A 13598-nucleotide genomic window follows, 5' to 3' on the forward strand; every position below is an offset into this window, starting at 1 on the left:
GCATACAAATTGCTCTTTAGAGTTAGGAATGGAATTTTTGAGTCAAACAATTGGCATCAGAGGTAGCAATGAGACTTGACGGTTTAAATAACGAAATGCAGGCGATGATGTTTGAGGCAATGAATACTCAGCCCGCATCGACAGGTCAGAAAGTTGGCGCTGACTTTGGTGCCATGTTGACCAAAGCGATCAACAACGTCAATGGCCTGCAAAAGACCTCAAGTGATATGCAGACGCGTTTTGATCGTGGCGATGAAGGAATTTCTCTTTCTGATGTGATGATCGCCCGTAATAAATCGAGTGTGGCGTTTGAAGCGACCATTCAAGTACGCAATAAGCTCGTCGAAGCGTACAAAGAACTGATGAATATGCCAGTATAACTTGGGTAATAGACTGTGGCCGATGATAAACAAACAACCGATCTCGCGTTGACCAATAGTGGTGGTGAGCATGCCTTGATGGCAGGCTCTGATATGGACCACGACACGCAGAATCCGGACATCAACGAAAAAAGTAGCAAAATGGACTTTACCGTTGGTGATCTCGATTTATTGCGCCAAGTGGTACTGGTACTGTCTATTTCAATCTGCGTTGCCCTTATCGTCATGCTGTTCTTCTGGGTACGTGAGCCGGATATGCGTCCGCTGGGTGCTTACGAAACCGAAGAACTGATCCCAGTCTTGGATTACCTCGATCAACAGAAACAGCAATACAAACTTGATGGCAATACCATTTTGGTGCCCGTCAGTGATTACAACAGCCTCAAACTCTCCATGGTACGCGCGGGATTAAACCAAAACCGTCAGGCTGGCGACGAGATTCTGATGCAGGATATGGGCTTTGGGGTATCACAGCGTCTTGAACAAGAACGCCTCAAGCTGAGCCGTGAACGTCAACTCGCGAAAGCGATTGAAGAGATGCGCCAAGTTAACAAAGCTCGCGTATTGCTTGCATTGCCAAAGCAGAGTGTGTTTGTTCGTCATAACCAAGAAGCGTCAGCGTCTGTGTTCTTGACGGTACGCACGGGAGCCAATCTTAAACAAGAAGAGATTGATGCCGTGGTCGATATGGTGGCCAGTGCTGTGCCGGGCATGAAACCGAGCCGGGTTACGGTGACCGATCAGCATGGTCGTTTGCTCAGCTCAGGCTCTCAAGATCCCGTTTCTGCAGCTCGCCGTAAAGAGCAAGAGCTGGAGAAACAACAAGAAGAAGCCCTGCGTGGAAAAATTGACTCTGTGCTGATCCCGATCCTTGGTTTAGGTAATTACACCGCGCAGGTGGATATCGAACTCGATTTCAGTGCAGTAGAGCAGACACGTAAAGTGTTTGACCCCAACACGCCAGCCACACGCAGTGAATACACACTGGAAGATTACAATAACGGTAACGTTGTCGCAGGGGTGCCGGGCGCTCTTAGCAACCAACCTCCCGCCGATGCCTCAATTCCGCAAGATGTAGCACAGATGAAAGATGGCTCGGTCATGGGGCAAGGGTCGGTGCATAAAGAAGCGACACGTAACTATGAACTTGATACCACCATCAGCCATGAGCGTAAGCAATCAGGGGTGATTAACCGTCAGACTGTAGCGGTGGCCGTCAAGAGTCGTTCCAGCGTCAATCCTGATACTGGCGAAGTCACTTACACGCCACTCAGTGAAGCGGACCTCAACTCAATTCGTCAGGTTCTGATCGGCACCGTAGGCTATAGTGAAAATCGTGGAGATTTACTGAATGTCCTCAGCATGCCGTTTGCTGAACCCGAAATGGAACAAATTGTTGATGTCCCAATTTGGGAACATCCAAACTTCAACGATTGGGTTCGTTGGTTCGCCAGTGCCTTGGTTATCATCATCGTCATTTTGGTGCTAGTACGCCCAGCGATGAAGAAACTTATCAACCCAGCGGCGGATAACGATGACCAAATGTACGGCCCAGACGGTATGCCAATTGGCGCGGATGGTGAGACAAGCCTCATCGGCAGCGATATTGATGGCGGTGAGTTGTTCGAATTTGGTTCAGGCATTGATCTGCCGAATCTTCACAAGGATGAGGACGTGCTGAAAGCAGTACGTGCCTTGGTGGCAAACGAGCCAGAACTCGCGGCTCAAGTAGTGAAGAACTGGATGCAAAATGGCTAAAGACAATAAAGATGGTGGAGAAGTGGTCGAATCAACCATTGATATCAGTGAAATTCCCGGTGAAGAAAAAGCAGCCATTTTGCTGCTCAGTTTGAATGAAGAAGATGCCGCAGGCATCATTCGCCACCTCGAGCCTAAACAGGTACAGAGGGTGGGTAGTGCCATGGCACGCGCCAAAGACTTAAGCCAAACCAAAGTGTCAGCGGTGCATCGTGCCTTTTTGGAAGATATTCAAAAATACACCAACATTGGTATGGGCAGTGAAGACTTCCTACGTAATGCTCTGGTTGCGGCGTTGGGGGCGGATAAAGCCAACAACTTGGTGGATCAAATTCTGCTTGGTACCGGCTCGAAAGGTCTGGATTCACTAAAATGGATGGATCCACGTCAAGTAGCGAGCATTATTATCAACGAGCACCCGCAGATCCAAACCATCGTATTGTCGTACCTTGAGCCGGATCAATCGGCCGAGATTTTGGCGCAGTTTGCTCAGCGTGACGCTCTCGATTTGTTGATGCGTATCGCCAACTTGGAAGAAGTACAGCCTTCAGCGCTGGCCGAGTTGAACGAAATCATGGAGAAACAGTTCGCGGGTCAAGCGGGGGCACAAGCGGCCAAAATTGGTGGCTTGAAAGCTGCTGCCGACATCATGAACTATCTGGACAACAACATCGAAAGCGTATTGATGGAAGGAATGCGCGAAAAAGACGAAGACTTGGCAACTCAGATCCAAGATTTGATGTTTGTGTTCGAGAACTTAGTCGAAGTCGACGATCAAGGCATCCAAAAATTGCTGCGTGATGTTCCGCAAGATGTCTTGCAAAAAGCCCTCAAAGGGGCAGACGATACACTGCGCGAGAAGATCTTCAAGAACATGTCGAAACGTGCTGCTGAGATGATGAAAGACGATTTGGAGGCGATGCCACCGATCAAAGTGTCCGATGTGGAAGCGGCTCAGAAAGAGATCTTGTCTATCGCTCGTCGTATGGCCGACAACGGCGAGATCATGCTGGGCGGCGGTGCCGACGAATTCTTATAATCAAGTAGGATCGGTGTAAGCCGATCCTATTTCCTTCGATGCATTATTTTGATGAACGTTAAACAAAACTTGCTGCATGATTGAGGATCACAATGTCTGGTGAAAGAAAGCGTGGTTTTATTCGCCCGGGTACAGATGATGCGACGGTCACACCTCAACGTTGGGGGCTGCCGGATTACGGTGCGGAAAGTAACAAAGCGGCTAAACAGACTGCGTTTAATTACGATCCGGGCTGGATCCCAAACTTTGACGAACCGGAGCAGGTCGTCGAGCACGAATTCAGTGAAGAAGAGATTGCACTGATCCGCACTGCCGCTCAACAAGAGGGCTTTGAGGCGGGGCAAGCAGAAGGCTATCAGCAAGGCTTTGAACAAGGTAAGGCTGAAGGTTTCCAAGCTGGTCATCAAGAAGGGCAAACGCAAGGTTATCAAGATGGCGTTGCCGAAGGGCAAGCCTTAATTCAAGAACAAGTCAAAACCTTTATGGCGCTGGCGAACCAGTTTGCTCAGCCCCTTGATCTGCTTAATGCTCAGGTCGAAAAGCAGCTGGTGGACATGGTACTCGCGTTGACCAAAGAAGTGGTGCACGTTGAAGTGCAAACCAACCCACAAGTGATCCTCGATACCGTCAAAGCTTCAGTCGAAGCGCTGCCGATTGCAGGGCACGCGATTACTCTCAAACTCAATCCAGAAGATGTGGAGATTATTCGCCAAGCCTACGGTGAGCAAGAAATCGAAACCCGTAACTGGACTCTACTCAGCGAGCCAGCCTTAAGTCGCGGCGATGTACAGATTGAAGCGGGCGAGTCGAGCGTCAGCTATCGGATGGAAGAGCGGATCCGCAGCGTGCTGAAAAGCTTCTGCGGTATCAACCGTCACCATCCGGGAGAGTAGCCGATGTTAGCGTTAGCTGATCGCCTTGCCCAATACAAAGTCGAAGGACACACCACCCGACCCATGGCTTCGGGAAAGTTGGTGCGTGTTGTGGGTTTGACGCTGGAAGCCACAGGTTGTAAAGCACCCGTCGGAAGTTTGTGTAAAGTCGAAACCATGAACGGCGAGATGGAAGCCGAAGTGGTGGGCTTTTCTGGCGATAACCTCTTTTTGATGCCTAGTGAACAGATCATCGGTGTCCTTCCCGGAGCCAAAGTGACTCCTATCACGACCGAATCAGGCCTGCCTGTCGGTATGGAACTGCTGGGACGCGTGATTGATGGCGTGGGTAATCCGCTCGATGGTTTAGGTCCGATTTATACCGATCAACGCGCTTCACTTAACGCTATACCGATTAACCCACTGGCACGTAAACCGATCAACGAACCTTTGGATGTTGGCATCAAGGCGATTAACGGTTTACTGACGGTCGGTAAAGGACAACGGATTGGCTTGTTTGCCGGTTCCGGTGTCGGTAAATCGGTCACGCTCGGCATGATGACCCGAGGCACTACAGCGCAAGTCGTGGTGGTTGGGTTGATTGGTGAGCGGGGACGTGAAGTCAAAGAATTTATCGAGGAGATCCTCGGCGTAGATGGTCGCCAGCGTTCCGTGGTGGTTGCCGCTCCTGCTGATTCCTCGCCGCTGATGCGTTTAAAAGGGTGCCAAACGGCTCTGACTATTGCCGAGTATTTTCGCGATCAAGGTTTGGATGTGCTGCTGTTGATGGATTCACTCACGCGTTTTGCGCAAGCGCAGCGTGAGATAGCTCTGTCCGTTGGAGAGCCCCCGGCGACCAAAGGTTATCCACCATCGGTGTTTGCCAAACTGCCGGCACTGGTTGAGCGCGCTGGTAATGGCGGCCCACACCAAGGTTCGATCACCGCATTTTTCACCGTATTGACCGAAGGGGATGACTTACAAGATCCGATTGCGGATGCCTCGCGCGCGATCTTGGATGGTCATATCGTGTTATCGCGGGAAATGGCCGATGCAGGGCACTATCCGGCGATTGATGTCGAAAAATCCGTCAGCCGGGTTATGCCACAAATCACCACCGATGAGCATTTACTGATGTCGAAAGCGGTTCGACAGATCCTTTCCGTGTGTCGTAAAAATCAAGACTTAGTCTCGATTGGTGCCTACAAACTGGGCACCGACAAAGCGATTGATGCGGCTTTCACCCTCAAACCGAAATTGGATCAGTACTTGCAGCAAGCCATGAAAGAAACCGTGCCTTATGACATGTGCGTCAATATGCTGCGCCATGTACTCAGCTCATAACTTGGAGCATTGAAATGGATAACGCGTTAGATTTCTTGCTCGAACAAGCTCAGGAAAGCGAAGACAAAGCGGTGTTGGCGCTCAGTAAAGCACGCAGTGAGCTGGATAGTTACTACCACCAACTGCGTCAAATTGAACAGTACCGCTTAGAGTATTGTCAGCAGTTAGTTGAACGCGGCAAATCAGGGTTAACCGCCAGCCAATATGGCCACCTCAACCGATTTCTCACTCAGCTCGATGAAACCTTAGCCAAACAAAAAAGCGCTGAGCAGCATTTTCGTCTGCAAGTTGAAAACTGCGAACAGCACTGGATGAACATGCGTCAAAAACGGAAATCCTATCAATGGCTGATGGAGAAAAAACAAACCGAACGTCAGTTATTACAAGAAAAACGCGAACAGAAACAGATGGATGAATTTTCGACCCTGATGTTCAATCGCCGCCGTCTCTCCTCATAAGGCGTAGTTTAAACGTCGTATCACGGCGCGAGCTTCTCCTCCTTGGATGCAATAAAACCTTCACTTGGCTTACTTCTTGCTAGATTTTCGCAAAAGGGCGTTAACCCCAAGCTGTTACTGATGAGTTGATCTGCGCAGGTCATGCTCAGACTTCAATTCCACTGTGCGAGTAGCGAATATGAATGTGAATCTCACCCCTCCGGTTGAACCGAGTAAAATAGCTCCAACGGCAAAAAGTAGCGCAGTCAGTACGGATGCCGCTGCGACGGAGTCCTCTGGTGGTTTTTTTGCGCAGTTACACGCTCTTATTTTCGGCAGCAAAACCGCTTCAGATGCCCCCGCTACCAGTGTGACTCAGACTGAAGGTGACACCGAAGCGCCAGTGAATACAGAGGCAGTCCTAGAGGCTGATAGTGATGCCGCTTTAATGGCAGAGATGGATGACGCCTTGTTTAGCGCCAGCGAAGTGGAGGCGGCCAGTGAAGAAGGCTTGCCAGTCGATGTCATAAAATCCGCTCAGAAAGCGCCATCATTAGAAAAAGGTGAAGCGATTTCCACCAAAGTGGCACCAGTCAAGCAAGATGAACAAGGTGCAAATGCGCCCATACCGGCTTCGCTCGCCAAATGGGTCACGAATGCGGAGTCCATCGATGACCAGCCTGTAAGTGGTGAGTTACAACGCAAAACTGCACAGGCGATGAGTGAGGGGGATGAATTATTGGGGCGTTTGCAAGAGGCGAACCAAGCGCTCATCAAAACCAACGGCAAAATTTTGCCAGCGCAGCATGGTCAAGCATTGGACTCACAACATCCCGACAGAATACGGAACGCGACGCCGCCTGAAGCGGTTTTACCGATTGAATCTGCCACGGCAATCTCCAATCGTGCTCTTTCTACCAGTGCTGACCTTGATGCTGCCGTCTCAGACTCGGCTGCCACTGAAGATGAAATAGCACAAGATGAATGGATGGCGAGCGCTCTGATGGGCGGCGCATTAGTAGGCGGATTGTCAGGTGCTTCATTGGCGGCGGCAAACACTGTGCACGCTGAACCGGTTGAGGGGGCAATGCTTGAGGGAATGCCGCTGACACAGACTTTCGCTAATACCGCGGCTTTGGCAAGCCCAAGCGCCGAAGTGAGTGAGGCTCTTGCGGCTTCAAGTCAAGCGCTGAAAGCGACGCCATTGACTCAATCAGCGCTCAATCCTGCATCAATCATGGCTGATGAAGGGCTTAATCAGTCAACTTCTGCAACAGAAACGGGCAAAGTGGTGATTCCTTGGGGCACACAAATGCCGACTGACAATGAGTTGGCTGCGCTGACACCAGAGCTGAAAGCCATGCTCGAAGAAGGGGGTAAAGCGAAAGCGCCTGTTCCTAATGCGCTGGCTCAGTCAGTCGCACAAGGGTTAACGCCAGCCCATTTAGCGGCGCAGCAAACGGGCACCACGGCGCTGCCAATGAATCCCACGGCGGCGACGCCTATCGATATAGCGGCACTAGCGCCTCAAACCGTAGCGGTCAATCCAATGTTAAATCCTGCCGCGACGGTGAATCCTGAGCTTGCCGCCAGCTCTGCCATGCTGGCAGCATTAGGTGGCCGAGCTTTAGCGGGCAGTGACGAACGTCGTGCGGTCAGTGAATCAGGACAAGAAGACTTAGCCCAGCAAATCGCAGCGGCAGCAGGACAAGGTACGGCGCAAAACCAAGCTCTCAACCGCGCTGAGTCGCAACTGGTACAAACCAATGCTACCCCTGTTCCATTGAATAAAGAGATGGCTGCCGATCAGTTGGCTGAACGTGTGCAGATGATGATGTCGAAGAACTTGAAAAATATTGATATTCGGCTGGATCCACCGGAATTGGGACGGATGCATATTCGCATGAACATGCAAGGTGATGGCGCGACCGTGCATTTCACCGTCGCGAACCAACACGCACGTGAGGCATTAGAACAAACCATGCCAAGGCTGCGTGAAATGTTGGCGCAGCAAGGCGTCCAATTGGGCGATACCTCGGTTCAGCAGCAAAGTGCGGGACAACAGCAGCGTTATACAGGACAAGAGCAGTCTGGTTTTGGTCAAAGCGCACGCAATGAAAGGCTCAATAGCGAAGAAAACCTTGATACTGACATCAAACTTGATTTGAATGTGGCAACAAAGCGTGATGGAATCAGTTATTACGCTTAAACTTATACAAAATTAACCACATACAGAGGCAATTATGGCCGAAGAAGATCTAGGAACAGAAGCTCCCAAAGGGAAAAAGAAACTGTTGATCATCATTATCGCCGCCGTGGTGTTACTGGCTGGCGGTGGTGGTGCCGCATTTTTCATGATGGGGTCAGGTGGCGACGAAGCGGCTGCGGACGCAGAGCAGAAAACCGAACAGGTCGCCGCTCCGACCGATCCGGTGTCTTACGTCAATATTGCTCAGCCGTTTGTGTTTAATGTCACTGGGGATGCCAAAGATCGCTTAGTGCAAATCAAAGTCCAATTAATGGTGCGTGGCAGCGAAAATGAAAACCTTGCACGTTACCACTCGCCTTTAGTGGAAAGCTCGCTGCTGGCGACTTTTGCATCAGCAACGGTGGAGCAATTGCGTACCCCCAATGGCCGCATTGAGCTGCGTGATAAAGCCACCGATGACATCAAAGCCGCGCTCAACCAAGCGGTAGGCAAACCCGTTATTGAAAAAGTGCTGTTTACCGACTTTGTAATGCAATAGGTGAAATGTGACTGATTTATTAAGCCAAGACGAAATCGATGCGCTGCTTCATGGCGTTGACAGCGTCGATGAGGAAGAAGAGGAATTACCCAAATCTGGCCCCAGTGCCACGAATTTTGATTTTTCTTCCCAAGATCGTATCGTCCGGGGTCGAATGCCGACTCTGGAGCTTATCAATGAACGTTTTGCTCGCCATCTGCGCATCAGTCTGTTCAACATGCTGCGTAAAACCGCAGAAGTGTCGATCAACGGCGTGCAGATGATGAAGTTTGGTGAATACCAAAATACCTTATATGTTCCTACCAGTTTGAACATGGTGCGTTTTCGTCCACTTAAGGGGACGGCCTTGGTGACCATGGAAGCGCGTTTGGTGTTCATTCTGGTGGAAAACTTCTTCGGCGGCGATGGCCGTTATCATGCCCGAATTGAGGGACGTGAATTTACCCCAACTGAACGGCGGGTTATTCAACTGCTGCTCAAAATCGTGTTTGCCGACTACAAAGAAGCGTGGTCGCCCGTCATGGGGGTCGAGTTTGAATACCTCGATTCCGAAGTGAACCCGAGCATGGCGAACATCGTCAGCCCAACCGAAGTGATTGTCGTCAGCTCCTTCCACGTTGAAGTGGATGGTGGCGGTGGCGATTTCCACATGGTTATGCCGTATTCGATGGTAGAACCGATCCGTGAACTGCTGGATGCGGGTGTACAGTCGGACAAAATGGAAACCGACGTGCGCTGGAGTACGGCTCTGCGCGAAGAGATCATGGATGTACCAGTCAATTTCCGAGTGAACTTACTGGAAATGGATATTGCGCTGCGGGATTTGATGGAGTTGCAAGTGGGGGATGTCATCCCGATAAAAATGCCAGAACATGCGGTAATGTTTGTCGAAGAGCTGCCAACGTATCGTGTGAAAATGGGACGCTCCGGTGAAAAACTCGCAGTACAAGTTTCTGAGAAAATCAAACGCCCAGATGTAGTGAAAACGGATCTCGCGTTCCTTGGTAAAGACATTATTGCTGAGTTTGAAAACGCAGAAGAAGATGAAATCGAATAATCCGTTTTACGACGTCGGGATGATCGCTCGATAGCGGCGGATAATGAAAAGAACCAATAGGTAGTTGAAGATGGCAAAAAGCGAAGATGAAAGACTGGCCGAAGAATGGGCTGCCGCACTGGGGGAAGACCCTAATGCGCCTGATATTGATGTGGATGAAATCTTAGCCGCACCACTTGAAGAGCTGAAAAACACGGCGCCCCCAATTACGGATGACGAGCGCCGTAAGCTCGATACCATTATGGATATTCCGGTGACCATCTCGATGGAAGTCGGGCGCTCTAAAATCAGCATTCGTAACCTGCTGCAATTGAACCAAGGTTCGGTGGTGGAGTTGGATCGGATTGCCGATGAGTCACTCGATGTGATGGTTAACGGCACGCTGATTGCGCATGGCGAAGTGGTGGTGGTGAACGATAAGTTTGGTATCCGCCTCACCGACGTGATAAGTCAAACCGAACGTATCAAGAAATTGAGATAGCCAATGCGAAAATTGGCGGCTCTGTTTCTCATCCCTGTCCCCGGGTTGGCTGCTACCAGCAGCCAACTGGATTTAGCGACCACCTTGGGGTCGCTTTTGTTCGTTATCGCTCTGATACTGCTACTGGCTTGGTTACTCAAACGCATGCGTGTGCCTGCTTTCGGTCAGCAAAAAGGGCTGAGTATCATCAAACAGTTACCCGTTGGCACCCGAGAGCGGGTGATGATCATCCAAGTGGGCGAAGAGCAGTATTTGATTGGGGTGACCACTCAGTCAATTCAACTGCTGGCCAAACTCGATAATCCACTCATACAGGAGGAGCTGCCGGCAACCGCCTTTTCTAACCAGTTGATGCAGCTACTGAAAAAACATGAAACGGACTCAAAGACTTAATTTAACCTCTTGGTTGACGACAGGATTACTCACTTGGCTGCTTTCGGGGTTGCTTGGTTTTACCTCGCTCGCTTTTGCAGAAGAGCCACTGAATACCGCAATTCCATCCACCGCTGCCGGAGCTTCCTCTGTCACTGTGACGGCGCTAGAAAAAGAGCAGGGGAATGCCAAAACTATCGCGTTAGGCAGTAGCAGTGGTGGCGGTGGAATTCCGGCATTTACTATGACCACCAATTCCGATGGCAGCGAAGATTACTCGATAAACCTGCAGATTCTGGCACTGATGACCATGCTCGGCTTTTTGCCTGCCATGGTGATTTTAATGACCTCATTCACCCGCATCGTGGTGGTGATGTCTATTCTGCGTCAAGCAATGGGTTTGCAACAAACGCCGTCTAACCAAGTGATTATCGGTATTGCGCTGTTTCTGACCTTTTTCATTATGGCGCCAGTATTTAACCAGATTAATGAACAAGCGGTGCAGCCTTATCTCAATGAGCAGATCACCGCACGCCAAGCGTTTGATTTAGCGCAAGAGCCACTCAAAGCCTTTATGCTCAAGCAGACCCGAGTCAACGATCTCGAAACTTTTGTGGAAATGTCCGGTGCACAAGTGACCGCGCCTGAGCAAGTGTCGATGGCGGTACTGATCCCTGCTTTTATTACCTCTGAGTTAAAAACGGCCTTCCAAATCGGCTTTATGCTGTTTTTGCCTTTTTTGATCATTGACTTAGTTGTGGCCTCAGTGCTCATGGCCATGGGTATGATGATGCTTTCGCCCATGATTGTCTCTTTACCGTTTAAATTGATGTTGTTCGTGTTGGTGGATGGTTGGAACCTTATCCTGTCGACCTTGGCGGGCAGTTTTGCCTTGTAGCGGGGAGGGCACATGACACCAGAGATATTTGTTGAGCTGTTTAAAGAGTCACTCTGGCTGGTACTGATCATGGTGTGTGCCATCATCATTCCTAGCTTATTGGTGGGTTTGGTCGTCGCCATTTTTCAGGCGGCCACCTCGATTAACGAACAGACGCTGAGCTTTTTGCCTCGTCTTATCATTACCTTATTAGCACTGATGTTTTTTGGGCACTGGATGACACAAATCCTGATGGACTTTTTCTACAGCATGATTGAACGCATGCCGCAGGTTCTGTACTAGGAGTCCTTATGGAATATCCCGCCAGTGTCGTCCTTGATTTCATCGCCAACTATTTCTGGCCGTATACCCGAATTGCGGCCATGTTGATGGTGATGACGGTGACTGGCGCGCGCTTTGTGCCTGCTCGAGTACGTCTCTACTTAGGGTTAGCGCTCACTTTTGCGGTGATGCCCGCAATTCCTGCGGTTCCTTCCGATATTGCCTTGCTCTCGCTACAAGGATTCATGATCACCTTCGAACAGATTGTGATCGGTGTGGCGATGGGCATGGTCACCCAGTTTTTGGTGCAAATCTTTGTCATGCTCGGTCAAATCCTCGGTATGCAATCGAGCTTAGGTTTTGCCTCCATGGTCGACCCCGCTAACGGACAAAATACTCCGCTGCTCGGTCAGCTTTTTATGTTACTGGCCACGCTGTTTTTCCTTGTCAGTGATGGCCATTTGAAAATGATCCAACTGGTGGTCTTCAGTTTTAAAAGTTTACCGATTGGCAGCGGCTCACTGACGACGGTGGATTTTCGTGAGTTAGCGCTGTGGCTCGGTATCATGTTTAAAGCATCATTGGCCGTCTCACTGTCGGGCATTATTGCACTGTTAACCGTGAACCTCTCCTTTGGGGTAATGACACGTGCGGCGCCTCAGCTCAACATTTTCTCGCTCGGTTTTTCGTTTGCGCTCTTGGTGGGGTTATTGCTCTGTTGGTACATCGTCCACGGTTTGTACACCCATTACGATATTTATTGGCAAGAGGCGGAAGAGCAAGTTTGCCGTCTCATTCGCTTAAACTGTTAGGAGGCTGATTTGGCAGAATCCGACGGACAAGAAAGGACTGAAGAAGCCACGCCCCGAAGGTTGCAGCAGGCCAAGGAAAAAGGCCAAGTTGCGCGTTCGAAGGAGTTGGCTTCTGTCTCGGTATTGGTAGTAGGTGCGGTTTCCTTGATGTGGTTTGGCGAGATCTTGGCCAAAGGATTGATGGTGGCCATGCAGCGCCTTTTTGAGCTAAGCCGTGAAGAGATTTTCGATCTTGGTAAGCTGTTTGACATCATTGGTGGCTCACTAGTCAACCTGCTGTTGCCCTTGCTCATGATCCTGAGCACCTTGTTTATCGCTGCCTTAATCGGTGCGGCGGGGGTCGGTGGGATCAGTTTTTCCGCTGAAGCGGCGATGCCTAAGCTGTCGAAAATGAATCCGCTCAGTGGCTTAAAGCGAATGTTTGGTATGCAAAGCTGGGTCGAGCTGCTCAAATCCATCTTGAAAGTGTTGCTGGTGTCTGGCGTCGCTTTTTATCTGATTGAAGCTTCGCAAAAGGATCTGTTCCAGCTCAGTCTTGATGTGTATCCGCAAAACATCTTTCATGCGCTGGATATTCTGCTCAACTTTGTGTTGCTGATCAGTTGTTCGTTACTGGTGGTGGTGGCGATTGATATTCCATTCCAGATTTGGCAGCACGCTGAACAACTGAAAATGACCAAACAGGAAGTCAAAGACGAGTACAAAGACACCGAAGGTAAACCAGAGGTGAAAGGGCGCATTCGTATGTTGCAACGTGAAGCGGCGCAGCGACGTATGATGGCTGCACTGCCACAGGCCGATGTCATCATCACTAACCCTGAGCACTTTTCGGTAGCACTGCGTTATAAGCAAAACACCGATAAAGCGCCGGTGGTGATAGCTAAAGGTGTCGATCATATGGCACTCAAGATCCGTGAAATCGCGCGGGAATATGACATTGCGATTGTTCCTGCACCGCCCTTAGCACGCGCCTTGTACCACACGACCGAGCTGGAGCAGCAAATTCCGGATGGCCTATTCGTGGCCGTCGCTCAAGTGTTGGCATTTGTGTTCCAGCTTAAACAGTATCGCCGCAAAGGTGGTCAGCGACCGAAACTCAATGAGGAGAATATGCCGATCCCACCGGATATGCGTTACTAA

The 13598-nt window shown here is 50.2% G+C and carries 16 protein-coding genes; 15 read left to right on the forward strand and 1 reads right to left on the reverse strand.

The annotated features are described in order from the left end of the window. Window positions 1-68: 68 nt before the first annotated feature. The 6 genes from fliE to fliJ all read left to right on the forward strand — a co-directional run bounded on the left by fliE (window position 69) and on the right by fliJ (window position 5851). Window positions 69-380, forward strand: coding sequence for a flagellar hook-basal body complex protein FliE (gene fliE, locus T411_RS0100300; protein ID WP_001234824.1), 312 nt, complete (start codon window positions 69-71; stop codon window positions 378-380). A gap of 15 nt (window positions 381-395) precedes the next feature. After that, complete coding sequence (gene fliF / locus T411_RS0100305; RefSeq protein ID WP_000752739.1) at window positions 396-2138, forward strand: flagellar basal-body MS-ring/collar protein FliF; 1743 nt, start codon at window positions 396-398, stop codon at window positions 2136-2138. Beyond that, on the forward strand, window positions 2131-3177 hold the full coding sequence (gene fliG, locus T411_RS0100310) for a flagellar motor switch protein FliG (protein WP_001030089.1): 1047 nt from the start codon (window positions 2131-2133) through the stop codon (window positions 3175-3177). Before fliF ends, fliG begins: the two co-directional genes overlap by 8 nt. A gap of 92 nt (window positions 3178-3269) precedes the next feature. Next, on the forward strand, window positions 3270-4070 hold the full coding sequence (gene fliH / locus T411_RS0100315; protein WP_000012402.1) for a flagellar assembly protein FliH: 801 nt from the start codon (window positions 3270-3272) through the stop codon (window positions 4068-4070). 3 nt (window positions 4071-4073) lie between these two features. After that, a complete protein-coding gene (gene fliI, locus T411_RS0100320) occupies window positions 4074-5393 on the forward strand; it encodes a flagellar protein export ATPase FliI (protein ID WP_000880257.1) in 1320 nt (439 codons plus the stop codon). 14 nt (window positions 5394-5407) lie between these two features. Beyond that, entirely contained in the window at window positions 5408-5851 is a 444-nt protein-coding gene (gene fliJ / locus T411_RS0100325) for a flagellar export protein FliJ (RefSeq protein ID WP_000367979.1), read from the forward strand. Window positions 5852-5871: 20 nt separating this feature from the next. Here the strand turns inward: fliJ and T411_RS1000000119865 are convergent, their stop codons facing one another. Beyond that, the gene (locus T411_RS1000000119865; protein ID WP_001881830.1) at window positions 5872-5994 is read right to left on the reverse strand and encodes a hypothetical protein; all 123 of its coding nucleotides are present in this window, start codon (window positions 5992-5994) and stop codon (window positions 5872-5874) included. A 35-nt stretch (window positions 5995-6029) separates the two neighbouring features. On the opposite strand from T411_RS1000000119865, the gene T411_RS0100330 reads away from it, so the two are divergent. From T411_RS0100330 to flhB, 9 genes are all read left to right on the forward strand, one after another. After that, window positions 6030-8039 (forward strand): flagellar hook-length control protein FliK, encoded by a 2010-nt coding sequence (locus T411_RS0100330; RefSeq protein ID WP_001102188.1) that lies wholly within the window; start codon window positions 6030-6032, stop codon window positions 8037-8039. Between the two features lie 34 nt (window positions 8040-8073). Beyond that, window positions 8074-8577 carry a flagellar basal body-associated protein FliL gene (gene fliL, locus T411_RS0100335; RefSeq protein ID WP_000796799.1) on the forward strand — a complete coding sequence of 168 codons (504 nt, stop codon included), beginning with the start codon at window positions 8074-8076 and terminating at the stop codon, window positions 8575-8577. Window positions 8578-8584: 7 nt separating this feature from the next. Next, the gene (fliM, locus tag T411_RS0100340; protein ID WP_000130773.1) at window positions 8585-9634 is read left to right on the forward strand and encodes a flagellar motor switch protein FliM; all 1050 of its coding nucleotides are present in this window, start codon (window positions 8585-8587) and stop codon (window positions 9632-9634) included. 70 nt (window positions 9635-9704) lie between these two features. After that, window positions 9705-10115 (forward strand): flagellar motor switch protein FliN, encoded by a 411-nt coding sequence (gene fliN / locus T411_RS0100345; protein ID WP_001129785.1) that lies wholly within the window; start codon window positions 9705-9707, stop codon window positions 10113-10115. A 3-nt stretch (window positions 10116-10118) separates the two neighbouring features. Then, window positions 10119-10508: a flagellar biosynthetic protein FliO gene (fliO, locus tag T411_RS0100350; protein ID WP_001228179.1), complete on the forward strand. Its 390-nt coding sequence runs from the start codon at window positions 10119-10121 to the stop codon at window positions 10506-10508. Next, window positions 10486-11385 carry a flagellar type III secretion system pore protein FliP gene (gene fliP / locus T411_RS0100355; protein ID WP_000831828.1) on the forward strand — a complete coding sequence of 300 codons (900 nt, stop codon included), beginning with the start codon at window positions 10486-10488 and terminating at the stop codon, window positions 11383-11385. The genes fliO and fliP overlap by 23 nt, the downstream gene beginning before the upstream one ends. Before the next feature lie 12 nt (window positions 11386-11397). Beyond that, window positions 11398-11667, forward strand: a complete 270-nt coding sequence (gene fliQ, locus T411_RS0100360; protein WP_000187051.1) for a flagellar biosynthesis protein FliQ — start codon at window positions 11398-11400, stop codon at window positions 11665-11667. An 8-nt stretch (window positions 11668-11675) separates the two neighbouring features. Continuing rightward, window positions 11676-12458: a flagellar biosynthetic protein FliR gene (gene fliR / locus T411_RS0100365; protein ID WP_000456297.1), complete on the forward strand. Its 783-nt coding sequence runs from the start codon at window positions 11676-11678 to the stop codon at window positions 12456-12458. A gap of 9 nt (window positions 12459-12467) precedes the next feature. Beyond that, window positions 12468-13598, forward strand: coding sequence for a flagellar biosynthesis protein FlhB (gene flhB, locus T411_RS0100370; RefSeq protein ID WP_000840982.1), 1131 nt, complete (start codon window positions 12468-12470; stop codon window positions 13596-13598).

This window comes from Vibrio cholerae ATCC 14035 (assembly GCF_000621645.1).
GTDB lineage: Bacteria > Pseudomonadota > Gammaproteobacteria > Enterobacterales > Vibrionaceae > Vibrio > Vibrio cholerae.